This window comes from Citrobacter sp. MGH103 (assembly GCF_001034475.2).
Taxonomy (GTDB): Bacteria; Pseudomonadota; Gammaproteobacteria; order Enterobacterales; family Enterobacteriaceae; genus Citrobacter; species Citrobacter freundii.
On sequence record NZ_CP073043.1, the window covers coordinates 3,948,723 to 3,968,498 of the forward strand.

18 protein-coding genes are annotated in these 19,776 nt (G+C 52.0%); 7 read left to right on the top strand and 11 right to left on the bottom strand.

Annotated elements, in window-relative coordinates:
* Nucleotides 1-5: 5 nt before the first annotated feature.
* The 8 genes from rseP to rpsB all read right to left on the bottom strand — a co-directional run bounded on the left by rseP (nucleotide 6) and on the right by rpsB (nucleotide 7,774).
* The gene (rseP, locus tag SK33_RS19185) at nucleotides 6-1,358 is read right to left on the bottom strand and encodes a sigma E protease regulator RseP (RefSeq protein ID WP_003837540.1); all 1,353 of its coding nucleotides are present in this window, start codon (nucleotides 1,356-1,358) and stop codon (nucleotides 6-8) included.
* A gap of 11 nt (nucleotides 1,359-1,369) precedes the next feature.
* Nucleotides 1,370-2,227, bottom strand: coding sequence for a phosphatidate cytidylyltransferase (gene cdsA / locus SK33_RS19190; protein ID WP_003018541.1), 858 nt, complete (start codon nucleotides 2,225-2,227; stop codon nucleotides 1,370-1,372).
* Between the two features lie 12 nt (nucleotides 2,228-2,239).
* Nucleotides 2,240-2,998 (bottom strand): (2E,6E)-farnesyl-diphosphate-specific ditrans,polycis-undecaprenyl-diphosphate synthase, encoded by a 759-nt coding sequence (ispU, locus tag SK33_RS19195; protein ID WP_003018543.1) that lies wholly within the window; start codon nucleotides 2,996-2,998, stop codon nucleotides 2,240-2,242.
* 187 nt (nucleotides 2,999-3,185) lie between these two features.
* Nucleotides 3,186-4,382, bottom strand: coding sequence for a 1-deoxy-D-xylulose-5-phosphate reductoisomerase (ispC, locus tag SK33_RS19200; RefSeq protein ID WP_048219676.1), 1,197 nt, complete (start codon nucleotides 4,380-4,382; stop codon nucleotides 3,186-3,188).
* Nucleotides 4,383-4,492: 110 nt separating this feature from the next.
* On the bottom strand, nucleotides 4,493-5,050 hold the full coding sequence (frr, locus tag SK33_RS19205; RefSeq protein ID WP_003018547.1) for a ribosome recycling factor: 558 nt from the start codon (nucleotides 5,048-5,050) through the stop codon (nucleotides 4,493-4,495).
* A 139-nt stretch (nucleotides 5,051-5,189) separates the two neighbouring features.
* Nucleotides 5,190-5,915, bottom strand: a complete 726-nt coding sequence (gene pyrH / locus SK33_RS19210) for a UMP kinase (protein ID WP_003018549.1) — start codon at nucleotides 5,913-5,915, stop codon at nucleotides 5,190-5,192.
* Between the two features lie 145 nt (nucleotides 5,916-6,060).
* Nucleotides 6,061-6,912, bottom strand: a complete 852-nt coding sequence (tsf, locus tag SK33_RS19215) for a translation elongation factor Ts (protein WP_003018551.1) — start codon at nucleotides 6,910-6,912, stop codon at nucleotides 6,061-6,063.
* Between the two features lie 136 nt (nucleotides 6,913-7,048).
* The gene (gene rpsB, locus SK33_RS19220; protein ID WP_003018553.1) at nucleotides 7,049-7,774 is read right to left on the bottom strand and encodes a 30S ribosomal protein S2; all 726 of its coding nucleotides are present in this window, start codon (nucleotides 7,772-7,774) and stop codon (nucleotides 7,049-7,051) included.
* A gap of 324 nt (nucleotides 7,775-8,098) precedes the next feature.
* On the opposite strand from rpsB, the gene map reads away from it, so the two are divergent.
* From map to SK33_RS19240, 4 genes are all read left to right on the top strand, one after another.
* Complete coding sequence (map, locus tag SK33_RS19225; protein WP_003018555.1) at nucleotides 8,099-8,893, top strand: type I methionyl aminopeptidase; 795 nt, start codon at nucleotides 8,099-8,101, stop codon at nucleotides 8,891-8,893.
* A 113-nt stretch (nucleotides 8,894-9,006) separates the two neighbouring features.
* Nucleotides 9,007-11,679 (top strand): bifunctional uridylyltransferase/uridylyl-removing protein GlnD, encoded by a 2,673-nt coding sequence (gene glnD, locus SK33_RS19230; RefSeq protein WP_003837534.1) that lies wholly within the window; start codon nucleotides 9,007-9,009, stop codon nucleotides 11,677-11,679.
* Between the two features lie 31 nt (nucleotides 11,680-11,710).
* Nucleotides 11,711-12,535, top strand: a complete 825-nt coding sequence (gene dapD, locus SK33_RS19235; protein WP_048219678.1) for a 2,3,4,5-tetrahydropyridine-2,6-dicarboxylate N-succinyltransferase — start codon at nucleotides 11,711-11,713, stop codon at nucleotides 12,533-12,535.
* Nucleotides 12,536-12,644: 109 nt separating this feature from the next.
* A complete protein-coding gene (locus SK33_RS19240) occupies nucleotides 12,645-13,031 on the top strand; it encodes a DUF3461 family protein (protein ID WP_003018562.1) in 387 nt (128 codons plus the stop codon).
* A gap of 87 nt (nucleotides 13,032-13,118) precedes the next feature.
* Here the strand turns inward: SK33_RS19240 and cdaR are convergent, their stop codons facing one another.
* The 3 genes from cdaR to dgt all read right to left on the bottom strand — a co-directional run bounded on the left by cdaR (nucleotide 13,119) and on the right by dgt (nucleotide 17,504).
* Nucleotides 13,119-14,276 carry a DNA-binding transcriptional regulator CdaR gene (gene cdaR / locus SK33_RS19245; RefSeq protein ID WP_003018564.1) on the bottom strand — a complete coding sequence of 386 codons (1,158 nt, stop codon included), beginning with the start codon at nucleotides 14,274-14,276 and terminating at the stop codon, nucleotides 13,119-13,121.
* Between the two features lie 147 nt (nucleotides 14,277-14,423).
* Nucleotides 14,424-15,857, bottom strand: coding sequence for a serine endoprotease DegP (gene degP, locus SK33_RS19250; RefSeq protein ID WP_003018567.1), 1,434 nt, complete (start codon nucleotides 15,855-15,857; stop codon nucleotides 14,424-14,426).
* A gap of 129 nt (nucleotides 15,858-15,986) precedes the next feature.
* On the bottom strand, nucleotides 15,987-17,504 hold the full coding sequence (dgt, locus tag SK33_RS19255; protein ID WP_048219679.1) for a dGTPase: 1,518 nt from the start codon (nucleotides 17,502-17,504) through the stop codon (nucleotides 15,987-15,989).
* An 83-nt stretch (nucleotides 17,505-17,587) separates the two neighbouring features.
* On the opposite strand from dgt, the gene mtnN reads away from it, so the two are divergent.
* Genes mtnN through SK33_RS19270 form a run of 3 tightly spaced genes read left to right on the top strand, consistent with a single transcriptional unit; the run spans nucleotide 17,588 to nucleotide 19,740 of the window.
* Complete coding sequence (mtnN, locus tag SK33_RS19260) at nucleotides 17,588-18,286, top strand: 5'-methylthioadenosine/S-adenosylhomocysteine nucleosidase (protein ID WP_003018572.1); 699 nt, start codon at nucleotides 17,588-17,590, stop codon at nucleotides 18,284-18,286.
* The gene (btuF, locus tag SK33_RS19265) at nucleotides 18,279-19,079 is read left to right on the top strand and encodes a vitamin B12 ABC transporter substrate-binding protein BtuF (protein ID WP_048219681.1); all 801 of its coding nucleotides are present in this window, start codon (nucleotides 18,279-18,281) and stop codon (nucleotides 19,077-19,079) included. Before mtnN ends, btuF begins: the two co-directional genes overlap by 8 nt.
* A gap of 37 nt (nucleotides 19,080-19,116) precedes the next feature.
* Nucleotides 19,117-19,740, top strand: a complete 624-nt coding sequence (locus SK33_RS19270; RefSeq protein ID WP_048219682.1) for a TRIC cation channel family protein — start codon at nucleotides 19,117-19,119, stop codon at nucleotides 19,738-19,740.
* Nucleotides 19,741-19,776: the final 36 nt, after the last annotated feature.

Below are 19,776 nucleotides of genomic sequence, written 5' to 3' on the forward strand. Positions count from 1 at the left end.
CTCTCTTACAACCGAGAGAAATCATTGAAAAGTGCAAGCCCCATTAACAACACCAGCAAGATAGAGCCAATGCGATAACTAAAGTCTTGAACCCGCTCGGATACCGGACCGCCCTTCAGCTTTTCAATCGCCAGGAACAGCAGATGCCCCCCGTCAAGAACGGGCAACGGAAACAGGTTGATTATCCCTAAGTTCACGCTGATAAGCGCAAGGAACATCAGGTAATAAATAACCCCGAATTCCGCTGACATCCCAGCCCCCTGGGCGATAGAAATCGGCCCACTGAGGTTGTTCAGTTTTACATCACCGGTAATCAATTTTCCCAGCATACTGACCGTCAGCTTCATCAACTGCCACGTTTTATCCGAGGCTTCGAGGACGGCGCTGAATGGCCCATACTGGCGTACAGTCTTATACTCATCAGGCAGAGGAATAACTTTAGGCACCACGCCCGCAAAACCTTCTGCCTTCCCGTTAACCTGTTTTGAATCTGGGGTTAACGTTAAAGACAAGGAACTTCCTTGTCTTTCAATATCTAGCGCTAACGGCTTATCCGGATTATCGCGCACCAGCGTCACAAACGTCATCCATTGCGTCAGCGGCTGACCATTGACTTTAACGATCCTGTCGCCTGCTTGCAAACCCGCCTTACTTGCAGCGGAGTTAACCTGCACTTCTGACAGCACCGGTTCAATCTGCGGACCGCGCGGACGAATCCCTAAACTGGAGACGGGATCCTCTTTGTCTGGCTCAAATGCCCACTGACGTAAATCCAGCGTTTTGTCCTGACGCTGGTTACTGCCAAACTGCGCTACGCTGAGAGTCGTATGCTCATCGCCAATTTTGGCTACCAGTTGCAATCTCACGGCATCCCAATCAGGGGTTTCGATACCATCAACCGCTTTTAGTTCCGTACCCGGCTGAATTTGCGCCTGCGCGGCAATCGAGTTGGGTGTTATTTCACCAACAACCGGACGAACGCCAGGGACACCGATGATAAACACCAGCCAGTAAGCGAAAATAGCAAAAAGGAAGTTTGCAATCGGACCTGCGGCGATGATGGCTGCGCGTTGTCCAACCGTTTTATTGTTGAAAGCGTAATGGCGCAGCTCCGGTGCGACTGGTTCAGCGCGCTCATCCAGCATTTTGACGTAACCGCCGAGGGGAATCAGGGCGATAACGTATTCCGTACCTAATTTATCGGTACGCCGCCAAAGCGCTTTTCCAAAACCAATGGAAAAGCGTTCGACGCGGACTCCGCAGCGCCGCGCAACCCAGAAATGACCAAATTCATGCACGGTGATAAGCACACCAAGTGCGACAATGAATGCAGCCAGATTCCAGAGAATACTCAGCATAAGACCATCCGTTAGAGCGTCCTGAATACCAGTAACAACAGGCAGGCAAAGACCGGTACCGCAGCCGTCAGGCTATCAATACGGTCCAGAATACCACCGTGTCCTGGAATTAAGTGACCACTATCCTTAATACCTGCTTCACGCTTAAACATACTCTCGGTCAGGTCACCCAGCACGGAGGCCAGGGCTGCAACGATGGAGCAAATGAGCAAGGTGACAGGCGCAACTTCAAGATTCGCCCACATGCCATAACCCCATGAGATCACGGCCGCAGTGGCGAGTCCGCCAATAAAACCCTGCCAGGTTTTACCAGGAGAAACCTTCGGTGCCAGCTTATGTTTGCCAAACAGCTTACCAAACATATACGCACCAGAGTCCGCTCCCCAAACGAGGATCATGACATACAGCAGCCATAGCGCGCCACTATAATGATTCTCATCATAGTGCCATGCACGTAGCGCCAGCATTCCCCAAAAAAACGGAACAATGGTTAACACGCCGAAAATTATGCGTAATGTTTTGGAATTACGCCAGACCGACGCAGAGCCGGGATAAAACAATACCAGCAACAGCGCCACGACCCACCAGCCCAGCGACGCCCACAGCGATACTTCAACCAGCGGTTGATGAATATTGCGATGGTATTCCGGCAGTAAGAACAGCATTAGCGCCAGCAATAGCCCGCACAAAACCGCCAGCCAGACTCGCTGTGTACGCGTGGTAAAACCGCTTAACTGTCCCCATTCCCAGGCGGCCAGCATACAAACGACCAGCGTGACAATGGCGAACCCCACCGGCGGCAGCAAAAACAGCGCCGCGATGACAACGGGTATTAAAACAAAAGCAGAAATCAGGCGATACTTCAGCAAAAGCGACCCCCATCAGGCTTTTTCATCACCGGGCTCGGTGCCGCCGAAACGACGCTCACGATTAGCAAAGGCATGCAGCGCACCTTCAAAGTCTTGTTCATCGAAATCGGGCCAGAGAACATCCGTAAAGTAAAGTTCGGCATAGGCAATTTGCCACAACAGAAAATTACTAATTCGATGCTCTCCCCCAGTCCTTATCACTAAATCCACAGGAGCCAGTTCATGCATACAAATTTGCTGCCCAAGCATCTCTTCATCGATTTGCTCTGGACGCAGCAGACCATCCTGCACCTGTTGTGCCAGTTGCCTGACCCCCTGGACTATATCCCACCGTCCACCGTAATTCGCTGCAATATTCAGCGTCAACCCGGTATTCTGGGCAGTAATCGCTTCTGATTTGCGAATCCGTTCTTGCAAACGAGAGTTAAATCGACTGATATCCCCGATAATACGCAGACGTACGTTATGGCGGTGCAGGTTTTTCACTTCACTATCAAGTGCCCACACAAACAGTTCCATTAACGCGCTCACTTCCTGCGCAGGTCGGTTCCAGTTCTCACTGCTAAAGGCATACAGCGTTAACGCATCAATACCGTTATTGGCAGCAAAAGAGACAGCCCGGCGGACGGATTTTGCTCCGGCCTTATGCCCAAAGGCGCGAATCTTCCCTTGCTTTTTCGCCCAGCGGCCATTGCCATCCATGATAATTGCGACATGGCGACAACCATGTGCTGGCAAATTTTCGCTTAATGGTTTAGTTGCAGACAACATAACGCGTTATTAGTCCCTGAAAGGATTTACGGTACTCAGGAATACTGAAGCCCATCCACAAAAAAGCCGTGTCAAACCACGGCTTACCCGACCGAAAAAAAGCAAATACCCGCGATCGGGTGGCGCAGACTATATCACTGAAGCCCAACGCTAACAAATAGCACGATTCTCCGTAGAGGGATTATCATCAGCTTGAGAGTCGCATCACTTCTTTTCTGGCGACGTCCCGCGCGATGGCATCAACCTTCAGCACGTCATCAACGCTCTGCGGCTCCTGCAAATCCATCTTATCCAGCACGGATAAATTCAGGTCAGCAATATCGGTAAATCGGATCTGCTGCGCCAGAAACGCGGCAACGGTAATTTCATTCGCGGCATTAAGTGCAGTCGTCGCCGCCTGCCCTTGCTCAAACGCGTCCATCGCCAGCTTCAGGCACGGATAACGCTGGTAATCAGGTGCTGAAAACGTCAGCGCACTGAGTTTGCAAAAATCGACAGGCTTAACACCGGACGTCACTCGTTCTGGCCATGCCATGGTATGGGCAATAGGTGTACGCATGTCCGGTTCACCCAACTGCGCCAGAACACTACCATCCTGATAACGGACCATCGAATGAATAACCGACTGCGGGTGAATCAGCACTTCCATCTGGCTTGCACTGGCATTAAATAACCAACGCGCTTCAATGTATTCCAGACCTTTGTTCATCATGGTGGCGGAATCGACAGAGATTTTTCGTCCCATCGACCAATTCGGATGACGACATGCCTGATCGGGGGTCATAGAGACCAGATCGCGCAATGGCGTTTCACGGAATGGGCCACCAGACCCGGTAAGCAGAACTGACATAACGCCGTTTTGCTCAAGGTCAGCGTATCCCAGATTGTGTTGGATAGGTTGCGGTAAACTCTGAAAAATCGCGTTATGCTCGCTATCTACCGGCAAAAGCTGCACTTTGTGGCGTTTCACGTCGTCCATAAACAGACGACCGCAGGTCACCAGAGACTCTTTGTTCGCCAGTAAAATACTTTTGCTCGCACGAATTGCCGCCAGCGTTGGCAATAAGCCCGCTGCGCCGACAATTGCCGCCATGACCTGATCAACATCATCCAGCGCAGCCATATCACAGGCAGCCTGCTGACCGCTCATGACCTCTGTGCGACTGCCCTGCTCCAGCAGAGCTGCTTTTACCAACGCAGCGCTTTTTTCATCGTCCATTACCGCATAGCGAGGAGAAAACTCCAGGCATTGCTCTACCATGCGGGCGACATTTTTACCCGCCACCAACGCAGTAACACGAAATTTTTCCGGGTTATGGCGTACTACATCCAGCGTACTGCAACCAATGGAACCGGTTGATCCCAGGATGGTTAATTGCTTCATGAGACATCCAGAAGAATTTTACCCTTTAAGGTATATAGACAGAAAAAAGCAAAACGCCGCCATCCAGCCTTCTCAGGCCTTCTAAGCGGCGTTTTTAGCGTACAGGCGAATCAGAACTGCATCAGTTCCGCTTCTTTCTCTGCCAGCGCCGCATCAACTTTCTTGATTGCAGCGTCAGTCAGTTTCTGTACGTCGTCCTGAGAACGGCGATCATCATCTTCGCTGATCTCTTTTTCTTTCAACAACGCTTTCACTTTGTCGTTTGCATCGCGGCGTACATTACGTACCGCAACACGCGCGCCTTCAGCTTCGCCACGCACGATCTTGGTCAGATCTTTACGACGTTCTTCGGTCAGCGGCGGCAGCGGAACGCGGATGTCGGAACCCGCAGAGCTTGGATTCAGACCGAGGTCGGAAGCCATGATGGCTTTCTCAACGGCTGGCCCCATAGAACGGTCAAACACGTTGATTTTCAGGGTACGGGAATCTTCAACCGTTACGCTTGCCAGTTGGCGCAGCGGAGTCGGTGTGCCGTAATATTCCACGACAATACCATCCAGCAGGCTAGGAGAAGCACGACCCGTGCGAATTTTGCTGATTTGGTTTTTGAACGCTTCGACGCATTTGTCCATGCGTACTTCAGCATCTTTTCTGATATCGTTGATCACGTTACGAATCCTTGAAAGCTTGTTTCAGTCAGACCATACCCGCCGCGCAAGATGTGACAAGTATAGTCTTGATTAATTTTGAGGGACGTATCCCGCGACATTAAAGCGGAATATTACCTGCATTTAGCCGCAACGGGAATTATTCCGTGATTAACGTGCCTTCTTTTTCACCCATAACAACACGGCGCAGTGCACCTGGTTTGTTCATGTTAAAGACACGAATCGGTAATTTGTGGTCACGAGCCAGCGTGAACGCAGCCAGATCCATGACTTTCAGCTCTTTATCCAGTACTTCAGTGTAGGTCAACTGTTCGTACATGGTCGCCGTCGGATCTTTAGCCGGGTCGGCAGTAAATACGCCATCGACTTTGGTGGCTTTCAGTACCACATCCGCTTCAATTTCAATACCACGCAGGCAGGCTGCTGAATCGGTGGTGAAGAACGGATTGCCGGTACCCGCAGACAAAATAACAACGCGGTTGTTACGCAGCAGGCTGATAGCTTCAGCCCAACTGTAGTTATCACACACGCCGTTCAGAGGAATTGCGGACATCAAGCGAGCGTTCACATAGGCGCGGTGAAGCGCATCGCGCATCGCCAGACCGTTCATTACGGTGGCTAACATGCCCATGTGGTCGCCCACAACGCGGTTCATCCCTGCTTTCGCCAGACCAGCGCCACGGAACAGGTTACCACCACCAATCACTACGCCAACCTGAATACCCAGCTCAACCAGCTCTTTGATTTCCTGAGCCATGCGGTCAAGGATGCTTGCATCAATACCGAAGCCTTCCGAACCTTGCAGAGCTTCGCCACTTAACTTAAGCAGAATACGTTTGTAGACGGGTTTTGCATTGGTAGCCATGTTTCTTTCCTGAGACTGTCAACGAATGAGATGAGTTAATTCCAGCGACATTGTATGTCGCTTTTCAGCAGGACCACTATAGCGGTTCGCTGAATTTACAAGCCAGACACAAAAAGAAGCCGCCCTCAGGCGGCTCCTTTCAAAATTAAGACTGCTTGGACATCGCAGCAACTTCTGCTGCAAAGTCAGTCTCAACTTTCTCGATGCCTTCACCCACTTCAAAGCGGATGAAACCAGTTACGTCAGCGTTATGCTCTTTCAGCAGCTGACCAACAGATTTGCTCGGTTCCATGACGAAAGGCTGACCGGTCAGAGAAACTTCGCCGGTGAATTTCTTCATGCGGCCTTCAACCATTTTCTCTGCGATTTCTTTCGGCTTGCCAGACTGCATAGCGATGTCCAGCTGAACCTGGTATTCTTTTTCTACAACTTCAGCAGAAACGTCTTCCGGCTTAACGAATTCTGGTTTGCTTGCAGCAACGTGCATTGCCAGCTGTTTAACCAGTTCTTCGTCAGCGCCAGTTGCAGCAACCAGAACACCGATACGAGCACCATGCTGGTAGTTACCCAGAACTTCGCCTTCCAGGGAAGCAACGCGACGGATGTTGATGTTCTCACCGATTTTAGCAACCAGAGCAACACGTTCTTCTTCGAACTGTGCTTTCAGAACTTCAACGTCAGTGATTTTGCCAGCAACGGCAGCGTCCAGTACTTTGTCAGCAAATGCCTGGAAACCAGCATCTTTAGCAACGAAGTCAGTCTGGCAGTTAACTTCCAGAATGAAAGCGATATTGCCGTCGATTTTGGTTTTGATTACGCCGTCAGCAGCAACGTTGCCTGCTTTTTTCGCCGCTTTGATTGCACCGGACTTACGCATGTTTTCGATTGCCAGCTCGATGTCGCCATTAGCTTCAGTCAGTGCTTTTTTGCAATCCATCATGCCTGCGCCAGTACGCTCACGCAGCTCTTTTACCAGGGATGCGGTAATTTCAGCCATTCTAAAATCCTCGGAAGATTTGATCTGCCCGGCATGAAACCGCACAGATTTAAAAGTGAAAAAGGGGGCCATATACAGGCCCCCTAACCAAACGTGATACTACCTGGTCTATAAGGGCTCTAACGAGCGTGCCTTATTATTCAGCTTCTACGAAGCTTTCTTCCGCCTGGGAAGCCAGATCCTGAGAACGGCCTTCACGAACGGTAGTAGCTACAGCGCCCAGGTACAGGGTCACAGCACGGATTGCGTCGTCGTTACCCGGGATAACGAAGTCAACACCGTCCGGATCAGAGTTGGTATCAACGATTGCAAATACTGGGATACCCAGGTTGTTTGCTTCTTTGATAGCAATGTGCTCGTGGTCAGCATCGATTACGAACAGAGCGTCCGGCAGACCGCCCATGTCTTTGATACCGCCCAGGCTGTTTTCCAGTTTCTCAAGCTCACGAGTACGCATCAGCGCTTCTTTCTTGGTCAGCTTTTCGAAAGTACCGTCCTGAGACTGAGTTTCCAGATCTTTCAGACGTTTGATGGACTGACGAACGGTTTTCCAGTTAGTCAGCATACCGCCCAGCCAGCGATGGTTCACGAAGAACTGGTCGCAGCTGTTAGCAGCTTCTTTCACCGCTTCGCTTGCAGCGCGTTTAGTACCAACGAAAAGGATTTTACCTTTACGAGCAGAGATCTTGTTCAGTTCAGCCAGAGCTTCGTTGAACATCGGTACAGTTTTCTCAAGGTTGATGATGTGAACTTTGTTACGCGCACCGAAGATGAACGGCTTCATTTTCGGGTTCCAGTAACGGGTCTGGTGACCGAAGTGAACACCAGCCTTGAGCATGTCGCGCATGGAAACAGTTGCCATGATTAAAACCTCTATATATAAAAGTTGGGGTTAAGCCTCCACGCATCCCATATTACCGACCCCAAAGGGCACCCCGGAATATGTGCCGATACGTGTGTGTTGTTACACAAAGTGAGATTTGTCGCTCCCGTCCATCGTGTGTAGTCTTCGAATGGATCGGAAGTCCGGCGCGCTTTATACCACAAATACGCCATAGACACCAATAATTGTTGGCACTGTGTGCTGTTAATGATTCTCAATTTGGCAGCACGTATGCGGGACTGATACCATTGGCAGCACTTAAACAATTATTGCCGATATCATCGGCACTGATGGACAGAATTCATGGCTATCTCAATCAAGACCCCTGAAGAAATCGAAAAAATGCGCGTCGCTGGCCGCCTGGCCGCTGATGTACTGGAAATGATCGAACCGTTTGTTAAACCGGGCGTCAGCACCGGCGAGCTGGATCGTATCTGTAATGACTATATCGTGAATGAGCAGCAGGCCATTTCCGCCTGCCTGGGTTACCACGGCTATCCGAAGTCCGTGTGTATCTCTATTAATGAAGTGGTGTGCCACGGGATCCCGGACGACGCCAAACTTCTGAAAGACGGCGATATCGTCAACATCGATGTGACTGTGATTAAAGACGAGTACCACGGCGACACCTCGAAAATGTTTATCGTCGGCAAACCTACTATTCTGGGCGAGCGTCTGTGCCGCGTCACGCAGGAAAGCCTGTATCTGGCGCTGCGGATGGTGAAACCGGGCATTCGCCTGCGCACGCTGGGCGCTGCAATTCAGAAATATGCGGAAGGTGAAGGTTTCTCTGTCGTTCGTGAATACTGCGGTCACGGTATCGGTCGCGGCTTCCATGAAGAGCCGCAGGTTCTGCACTACGATGCAGACGACGGCGGTGTGGTACTGCAGCCGGGCATGACGTTCACCGTAGAACCGATGCTGAATGCCGGTGATTACCGCATCCGCACCATGAAAGACGGCTGGACGGTGAAAACCAAAGACCGGAGCTTGTCTGCACAGTACGAGCATACTATTGTAGTGACGGAAAACGGCTGTGAGATTCTGACGTTACGCAAGGATGACACCATCCCGGCGATCATCACTCACGGCGAATAATGTTTTGCCTGATGGCGATGCATTCGCATCTTATCAGGCCTACAAATTGTACTACTTAGTAGGCCGGGTAAGGCGTTCACGCCATCATCCGGCTTTTTAATGGGTGGCGCATAATGAATACTCTTCCTGAACAGCACGCAAATACTGCCCTCCCCACCCTGCCTGGCCAGCCACAAAATCCTGGGACATGGCCACAGCACGACCTCAACTGCACCGGTATTAAAGCGCATATCGACACCTTCCAGAGCTGGTTAGGCGAAGCGTTTGACAGTGGAATTTCCGCAGAACAGCTCATTGAGGCCCGCACCGAATTTATTGATCAGTTGCTTCAGCGCCTGTGGATTGAAGCCGGTTTCGGTCAAATTGCCGACCTGGCGCTGGTTGCCGTTGGCGGCTACGGGCGCGGCGAACTGCATCCGCTCTCCGATATTGACCTGCTGATCCTCAGTCGTAAAAAGCTACCTGATTCGCAGGCAGAAAAAGTCGGTGAGCTGTTAACGCTGCTATGGGACGTGAGGCTGGAGGTTGGGCACAGCGTGCGTACGCTGGAAGAGTGTCTGCTGGAAGGATTGTCAGATTTAACCGTCGCCACTAACCTGATTGAAACACGCCTGCTTATCGGCGATGTGGCGTTATTTCTTGAGCTGCAAAAGCATATTTTTAGCGAAGGTTTCTGGCCGTCCGATAAATTTTACGCCGCCAAAGTGGAAGAGCAAAATCAGCGCCACCAGCGTTATCACGGCACCAGCTACAACCTGGAGCCGGATATCAAAAGCAGTCCCGGCGGCCTGCGCGATATCCATACTCTGCAATGGGTGGCCCGTCGCCATTTTGGCGCCACCTCGCTGGACGAAATGGTCGGCTTCGGCTTTTTGACGCTGGCAGAACGCGCCGAACTGAATGAATGTTTGCATATCCTGTGGCGGATTCGCTTCGCCCTGCATCTGGTCGTTAGTCGTTACGACAACCGCCTGCTGTTTGACCGCCAACTCAGCGTGGCGCAACGGCTAAACTACGGCGGCGAAGGCAACGAGCCGATCGAGCGGATGATGAAAGACTATTTCCGGGTCACGCGACGGGTCAGCGAACTGAACCATATGCTGTTGCAACTGTTCGACGAAGCGATCCTCGCCCTGCCAGCCGATGAAAAACCGCGCCCGATTGATGACGACTTTCAACTGCGCGGCACATTGATCGATCTGCGCAACGACGACCTGTTTATCCGTAAACCCGAAGCGATATTGCGGATGTTCTACATCATGGTACGTAACAGCGCGATCAGCGGGATTTACTCCACCACGCTGCGCCATTTGCGTCATGCCCGCCGTCATTTAACCCAGCCACTCTGCTACATTCCGGAAGCGCGTTCGCTGTTTCTCAGTATGTTGCGCCATCCGGGCGCGGTGAGTCGCGGCCTGCTGCCGATGCATCGGCACAGCGTTTTGTGGGCCTATATGCCGCAATGGTCGCACATTGTCGGCCAAATGCAGTTTGACCTGTTTCATGCCTATACGGTGGATGAGCACACTATCCGTGTGATGCTCAAGCTGGAGAGTTTTGCTAACGAAGAGACCCGTCCGCGCCATCCGCTGTGCGTGGATCTGTGGCCGCGCTTGCGACAGCCGGAGCTAATTCTGATTGCCGCGCTGTTCCACGATATCGCCAAAGGTCGCGGCGGCGATCACTCGGTTCTCGGCGCCCAGGACGTGCTCAAATTCGCCGAGCTGCACGGTCTGAACTCGCGTGAAACGCAGCTGATCGTCTGGCTGGTGCGTCAGCATTTGCTGATGTCGGTGACCGCTCAGCGCCGTGATATTCAGGATCCGGAAGTGATCAAGCAATTCGCTGAAGAAGTACAAACGGAACATCGTCTGCGCTTTTTAGTGTGCCTGACCGTCGCGGATATTTGCGCTACTAACGAAACGCTGTGGAATAGCTGGAAGCAAAGTCTGCTGCGCGAGCTGTACTTTGCGACGGAAAAACAGCTACGTCGAGGGATGCAAAACACGCCAGATATGCGCGAACGCGTTCGCCATCATCAGCTTCAGGCACTGGCGCTACTGCGTATGGACAACATTGATGAAGAAGCGCTGCACCACATCTGGTCGCGCTGTCGCGCCAACTATTTCGTGCGCCACAGCCCAAATCAACTGGCCTGGCATGCGCGTCATCTGCTGCAGCACGATCTCAGTAAGCCGCTAATCCTGCTCAGCCCGCAGGCCACGCGCGGCGGAACGGAAATTTTCATCTGGAGCCCCGATCGCCCTTACCTGTTTGCCGCCGTCTGCGCCGAACTGGACAGGCGCAATCTAAGCGTCCACGATGCGCAGATTTTCACTACCCGAGATGGGATGGCGATGGATACATTCATCGTGCTGGAACCGGACGGCAGCCCGCTGTCTTCAGACCGACACGAAGCGATCCGTTTTGGACTGGAACAGGCCATCACGCAGCGCAGCTGGCAGCCACCGCAACCACGTCGTCAGCCGGCAAAATTACGCCACTTTACCGTCGATACCGAGGTTACTTTCCTGCCGACCCACACCGACCGAAAATCATTCCTTGAACTTATCGCTCTCGACCAGCCTGGACTGCTGGCGCGGGTCGGGCAGATTTTTGCCGATCTGGGAATTTCGCTGCATGGCGCCCGAATTACAACCATTGGCGAGCGAGTAGAAGATTTATTCATAATCGCCACCGCCGACCGGCGCGCCCTTAATAATGAGCTGCAGCAGGAAGTGCATCAACGGTTGACAGAGGCCCTCAATCCAAACGATAAAGGGTAATGTTTTTATTTATTATGGAAAGAGTTTAACAATGCAGCAGTTACAGAACGTTATTGAGACCGCTTTCGAGCGCCGTGCCGACATTACTCCGGCAAATGTAGATACCGTAACCCGCGAAGCGGTGAATCAGGTTATTGCTTTACTGGATTCCGGTGCACTGCGCGTCGCAGAAAAGATTGAGGGTCAGTGGGTCACGCATCAGTGGCTGAAAAAGGCGGTCCTGCTCTCTTTCCGTATTAACGATAATCAGGTTATCGAGGGTGCGGAAAGCCGTTACTTCGATAAAGTGCCGATGAAATTCGCCAACTACGACGAAGCACGCTTCCAGAAAGAAGGTTTCCGCGTGGTTCCGCCAGCGGCCGTACGCCAGGGTGCGTTTATCGCCCGTAACACCGTGCTGATGCCGTCTTACGTGAACATCGGCGCTTATGTGGATGAAGGTACGATGGTTGATACCTGGGCGACCGTGGGTTCCTGCGCGCAAATTGGTAAAAACGTTCACCTGTCCGGCGGCGTTGGCATCGGTGGCGTACTGGAGCCGTTACAGGCTAACCCGACCATCATCGAAGACAACTGCTTCATCGGCGCACGTTCTGAAGTGGTTGAAGGCGTGATAGTCGAAGAAGGCTCTGTTATCTCTATGGGCGTGTACATTGGTCAGAGCACCCGTATTTACGATCGTGAAACCGGCGAAGTGCATTATGGCCGCGTTCCGGCGGGCTCTGTGGTTGTCTCCGGCAACCTGCCGTCGAAAGATGGCAAATACAGCCTGTACTGCGCGGTGATTGTGAAGAAAGTCGATGCCAAAACGCGTGGCAAAGTAGGAATCAACGAACTGTTACGCACCATCGACTAACAGTGATTTGAAAAAGCGGGCTTAGCCCGCTTTTTTTACATCTGCGAGTGGCATAAACAAGGCTTTTCGTTAATTATTCAATGGTTATGGTGAGCTTAAGGGTACCGCTATGTATGACAATCTGAAAAGTCTGGGCATTACTAATCCTGAAGAAATCGATCGTTACAGCCTGCGGCAAGAAGCCAACAACGATATCCTGAAAATCTATTTCCAGAAGGATAAAGGCGAGTTTTTTGCCAAGAGCGTGAAGTTCAAATATCCCCGTCAGCGTAAAACGGTTGTCGCCGATGGCGTCGGCCAGGGTTACAAAGAAGTGCAGGAGATCAGTCCCAACCTGCGCTATGTGATCGACGAACTGGATCAGATCTGCCAGCGCGATCGCAGCGAAGTCGATCTTAAACGCAAGATCCTTGATGATTTACGTCATCTGGAAAGCGTCGTGACCAACAAGATCAGCGAAATTGAAGCCGATCTGGAAAAACTAACGCGTAAATAACCGCGAGTGAATGTGTTCGTAGGCCGGGTAAGGCGAAGCCGCCCCCCGGCATTTTGCCTGATAAGCGTAGCGCCAACAGGCAAGGAATTAATGCTGCTCATCCAGTTGTAGCGCGACATACAGCAGCAATCGGTCGTCAAAATTCCCTAAATCCAGCCCGGTCAGCTCTGAAATTCGGTTCAGGCGATATTCCAGCGTATTACGGTGGATAAATAACGCTTTTGAGGTCGCCAGCGGCTGAACGTTATGCCGAAACCACGCCGCTAATGTTCGACGCAGTAAGCCGTTGTTATCCATTGCTTTCAGCCGTACCAACGGACGCGCCAGCTCGTTGGCCTGCCAGCCGCCGCGCAGGCTGTCCAGCAGAACTGGCAGCATCAAATCCTGGTAGAAATAGCTACGACTTTCCGGCATCCGTTGCTTGCCGACCATCATGGTCGTGCGCGCCGTACGATACGAACGGGCAATACTGCCTGGCCCGGTAAAATAGTTGCCCAGCGACACGCGAAAACGCAGCTGTCCGTTCTCTTTCATGCGAGCAATGAGCTGCTCAACACGCTTGCGGTGATCTTCCGCGTCCCAGCGACCAAACTGATTGAGCGCCGGTTTCAGCACCACCATCTCGGTCAGGGAAACAATCGCAATCAGATTATTACGTTCAGGCGTAGTCAACGCGTTCTGCAATTGCTGTAGCTCCGCCATCGCGCTGTCAACGCCAAGCTGGCCACTATCAACCTCTACCACTGCCACCACGCGCGGCTGGTTCAAATCAATGCCTAAACGTTGCGCCCACTCCATCAGCGCCGGGGTATTCTCTTCCGCCTGAATCAGATTCATCACCAGCTCTTCACGCAGGCGGCTATCCTGCGCTAACAGATGCATCAGGCGCGACTGCTCCAGCATCATTTCGGCTGTCATGCACACCAGCTCGCCGTATTTACGCAGATGTTCCGGTTCACCGGTAAGCCCGATAACGCCAACGATTTCGCCTTCCAGGCGCAACGGCAGGTTTATCCCCTGACGCACGCCGTGCAAATGCCTCGCCACTGCATCGTCAATGTCCACCACCCGGCCCTGCGAAAGCACCAGCAGCGCACCTTCGTGCAATTCACCAATGCGTTCGCGATCGCCACTGCCAATGATCCGCCCACGGGCATCCATTACGTTGATATTGGTATCAATGATGCGCATGGTTCGCGCCACGATATCCTGCGCCATTTTGGTATCAAGATGCCAGCCAGCCATAAACCCCTCCTGTGAGCAGAGCTCAAGCATAGGGAAGATAATAAGCGGCGACATTGTGCAAATGCACAAAGCGGAAGGGAGAAATATGGAGTTGTGGGAGGTATCACAAAAAGAACCCCTTCCTGTACAGGAAGGGGTTGAGGGAGATTACTGCATCAACAGATAGATGGAGCTGTCGCCACGCTGAATGTTCAGCGCCAGCACAGCGGGTTTGCTGTCGAGGATTTTGCGCAATTCGGCGATGTTTTTCACCGGCTGCTGATTCGCACCGATAATCACATCCCCTTTCTTCAGGCCGATCTGTGCAGCCGGAGAATTCGGTTTCACGTCGCTTACCACGACACCTTTATCCTGGCCTTTGTTGCTCATATCGGCACCTTCAATGCCTTTGAAGATAGAGCTGGAATCAACCTGAGTCTGGCTGCTCTGCTGCAATTCCAGGTTCACGGTGACCGGCTTACCGTCACGCAGCAGACCCAGGGTGATTTTGCTGCCGACCGGCATCGTCCCCACCTGCGCACGCAGAGCGGCGAAGCTGCTGATTGGTTTGCCGTTCAGGGAGGTAATCACATCCCCGGCTTTAATACCGGCTTTCGCTGCGGAAGAGTTCGGCATTACCTGGCTGACGAATGCGCCACGCTGAGCGTCAACTTTCATCGCTTTCGCCAGCTCAGAGCTCAGTTCGGTCCCCATAATACCCAGCTCACCACGTTTAACCTGACCAAACTCAACCATCTGCGAAGTCAGGTTTTTCACCATGTTGCTTGGGATTGCAAAACCGATACCGATGTTACCGCCGTCCGGCGCGAGGATCGCGGTGTTAATGCCGATCAGCTCACCGTTCAGATTGACCAGCGCGCCACCGGAGTTACCCCGGTTGATCGCAGCATCCGTCTGAATAAAGTTTTCATAGTTCTCCGCATTCAGGCCGCTACGGCCCAGAGCAGAAACGATGCCGGAGGTCACGGTCTCACCGAGGCCAAACGGGTTACCGATTGCTACGGTGTAATCACCCACGCGCAGCGCGTCGGAGTCTGCCAGCTTAATCGCCGTCAGGTTTTTCGGATCCTGAATTTGGATCAGCGCGATATCGGAGCGTGGATCTTTGCCCACGATCTTCGCGTCAAATTTACGGCCATCGCTCAACTGAACCTTAATTACCGTAGCGTTATCCACCACGTGGTTGTTGGTCACGACATACCCTTTCGCAGCATCAATAATTACGCCGGAACCCAGCGCCATAAATTTCTGCTGCTGGCCGCCGCCGTTACCAGCGCCCGGTGCGCCGCCCTGGCAGAACGGTGAACTCTGGAACGGAGATCCGTCCTGGCAGAACGGTGAATTATCACCAAAGAACTGCTGGAAATTACGCGGCATACGCGGCGTATTCACCGTCGTGCTCCCCTCGACGTTAATACTTACCACCGATGGCATCACTTTTTCGAGCATCGGGGCCAGGCTTGGCATCTGTTGGGCGGTCATTGCTGAAGACGACGTCTCAGCCGCAGTTGCAGACAGGGGGGACAACGCCAAACCTAAACTCAGAGCCAGTGCACTCATTGCTAATGTGGTTTTTTTCATGTGTTTCGTTCTCGATTAACAGGTAACGCAAAATTGCTGTATACGTCAGAGTCGTTTTATAACGCTAAGTTCCAGAATTGAGTTTAAGGAAAAAGTAAAATTTTATTGGCCGTCTTTACAAATGAGTATTTATTGTTCTACGGCCATCAAGCGACGATATTCATCCCAGGCATACAAATCTGTCATCCCGCTGATATAATCCTGGATCAACCGGCAGCGATAATAATATTCCAGAACCGAATACTCAGCGCACTCCGTCGATATTTTACTAACCGCCTCAACATACGCAAGACGATGGCGGGTAGACAACTTCTGAAATAAACGGGACTCGATAGGAAAACGTTTTACTCTTTCATTGTCGACCAGTTCAGTAAAATCTGACTGAGACATTTTCAATAACGGTTGATAGATCTCCAGCAACCCGCTGATCACCCGATAGCCCTGTAATTCCAGTTGCTCAACATCCGGATGGCTAAACACATGTTTTACCGCCACATTCTTATAAACGTCCAGTAACTGGCTGAAGCTACTGGCATCTTCTAACAGCGCATGATTAAAGCTGCCTTCATAAATCTGCGGCAAATTATCAATAAACCGCTGGGCCGCATACGGAACCAGTTTATTCAGCGTATTGACGCGTAAATACATAAAGAACTGATCTTCGGTGCTGCGGCTTAATGTATTTGAACGTGATTTTTCCCAGGCGTTCTCAACAACCTGACTAAACAGAGAGCCTTTTTCGTGATGCCCCCACGCTTCATGCAGATGATGGTAAAGTTGCTCGACGCTAAAGATTCTTTTCTCAACGGCATCTTCCAGGTCGGCCACGCAATATGAGATATCATCGGCAGCTTCCATAATCCAGGTTAATGGAAAACGACTGTAAGGTGCTAATGATAATTCTTTACGTAACCGCTCAATATACGGTTCCTCGGAAAGGTAATAACCAGGCTTCTTCATTAAATAGTTGTGCGTCTCGGGTGCACTGCCGCGCCACCATGCCGGACGGGTATATTTTAAAATACCGCCAACCTGCGCCCAGGTAAGGTTCATACGCATCAAAGTATGCACCAGACGAATACCCTGCGCATTGCCTTCAAAATAACACAAGTCCTGGCGTACCTTGCGGCGAATATCATTCAGCGACTCTTCACCTTCACGCAAACGTAATGCCGTCACCTGGCAGCGGTCATCACTCAGGGGCTGACTTTCCGCGTCGGCGGGATACAACCGCTGGCGAAACCAGTCATTAATCGCCGCTTCGCCAAAATGACCAAACGGCGGATTACCGATGTCATGCATCAGGCACGACATTTCGACAATACTCTCAAACGGTCCCGTCAGTTCATCCAGACCATACTGCTCCAGCAGCTTTAGCTCTTTCAGTCGGCTGAGGATCTCTTTCGCGATATAGCGCCCAACCTGCTGCACTTCCATCGAGTGCGTCAGGCGCGTACGCACCGCTGCATTACGCTCTAGCGGAAAGACCTGGGTTTTTTGTTGCAGCCGGCGAATAGCCGGAGAATTGATAATACGTCCACGATCGCTTTCAAAAATTCGCAGGATCTCATGCTCCGTCTTCACGCCCTGCGGCGAACGGTAACGGCGATGCCAGTTTATTTTTTTTCGGAAATCGATCTGTACCATATCCTCTCCCGCCTGAGAAATGCGCTACCCCTTAAGCGCATGATAGACTATGCCCTCAAATCTGGCTTATCGCGAGTAAATCTATGAAAATCGGCATCATTGGTGCAATGGAAGAAGAAGTTACGCTGCTGCGTGACAAAATCGAAAACCGTCAGACCATCACGCTCGGCGGTTGTGAAATTTACACCGGCCAACTGAACGGTACTGAGGTTGCGCTTCTGAAATCAGGTATCGGTAAAGTGGCTGCGGCGCTCGGCGCTACGCTGCTGCTTGAACGCTGCAAGCCGGACGCCATCATTAATACCGGTTCCGCGGGCGGCCTGGCCTCTACGCTGAAAGTCGGCGATATCGTAGTTTCTGATGAAGCGCGCTATCACGACGCCGACGTCACTGCCTTTGGTTATGAATTTGGTCAGCTACCGGGTTGCCCGGCTGGTTTTAAAGCCGATCCTGCGTTGATTGCAGCCGCAGAATCTTGCATCGCCGAACTCAATCTGAACGCTGTTCGCGGACTTATCGTCAGCGGCGATGCATTCATTAATGGTTCCGTGGGGCTGGCTAAAATTAAGCATAACTTCCCGCAGGCGATTGCCGTTGAGATGGAAGCGACCGCAATTGCGCACGTTTGCCACAACTTTAAGGTGCCATTTGTCGTGGTTCGCGCTATCTCTGACGTTGCCGATCAGCAGTCCCATCTCAGCTTTGACGAATTCCTGGTGGTTGCCGCGAAGCAGTCAAGCCTGATGGTTGAAACGCTGGTGCAGAAACTGGCGCATGGCTAAATTATTCTCCAGGGCGCTGGTCGCCCTGCTTTTCACTCTCCCGGCGTTCCTTTACGCCGCACCGCGTGTTGTAACGCTTTCTCCTGCCAATACCGAACTCGCTTTTGCCGCTGGCATTACCCCCGTTGGCGTCAGCAGCTACTCAAACTACCCGCCAGAAGCCAAAAATATTGAAGAGGTCTCAACATGGCAAGGTATGAATCTTGAGCGTATTGTGGCGCTGAAACCTGATTTGGTCGTCGCCTGGCGCGGGGGAAATGCTGAGCGGCAGGTGAATCAACTGACCTCCCTGGGAATTAAGGTCATCTGGGTGGACGCCGTTACCATTGAGCAGGTTGCCGATGCGCTACGCCAGTTGGCTGCGTGGAGCCCCAAGCCTGAACAAGCTAAACAGGCGGCGCAAACCATGCTTGATGACTATGCTTTACTTAAATCTCAGTATGCCAACAAACCGAAAAAACGCGTGTTTCTCCAGTTTGGTGCCAATCCTCTGTTTACCAGTGGAAAAGGTTCTATTCAGCACGAAGTTCTTGAGGTATGCGGCGGAGAAAACATCTTTGCCGGTAGTCGGGTTCCCTGGCCGCAGGTTAGCCGTGAGCAGGTCCTGGCACGAGCCCCCCATGCTATTGTTGCAACCGGCGGTCCGGGCGAAACTCTGAAAATTGAGCAATACTGGGGAAACCAGCTAAAAATACCCGTTATTACACTTAATAGTGACTGGTTCGAACGCGCGAGCCCGCGTATTATCCTCGCCGCAAAACAACTCTGTAATGCGCTTTCACAGATAAATTAGCGCCTGCCCCCACCAGGTCTGTTGTGAGGATTTAAAAATGCTCGTCTATTGGCTTGATATTGTCGGCACCGCGGTATTTGCAATCTCTGGCGTATTACTGGCCGGAAAATTACGTATGGATCCGTTTGGCGTCCTGGTCCTCAGCGTGGTTACCGCCGTCGGAGGTGGCACGATCCGCGATATGGCGCTGGATAATGGACCGGTTTTTTGGGTTAAAGATCCAACCGATCTGGTCGTAGCGATGATCACCAGCATGCTGACGATCCTGTTGGTACGGCAGCCAAGACGCCTGCCGAAATGGATCCTTCCGGTGCTTGATGCCGTTGGCCTGGCGGTGTTCGTGGGTATTGGCGTCAACAAGGCCTTTCTCGCAGGAACAGGACCCTTGGTTGCGATTTGTATGGGGGTGATTACCGGCGTCGGCGGTGGGATCATTCGCGATGTATTAGCACGTGAAGTCCCGATGATTTTGCGCACCGAGATCTACGCCACAGCCTGTATTATCGGCGGGATCGTGCATGCGACGGCGTTTTATACCTTTGATGTTTCACTGGAAAACGCCAGTATGATGGGGATGATTGTCACCCTGCTGATTCGGCTTGCCGCCATTCGCTGGCATTTGAAATTACCGACGTTTGCGCTGGATGATAACGGACGTTGACATGATGATGCAGAATATGTAGGCCGGATAAGGCGT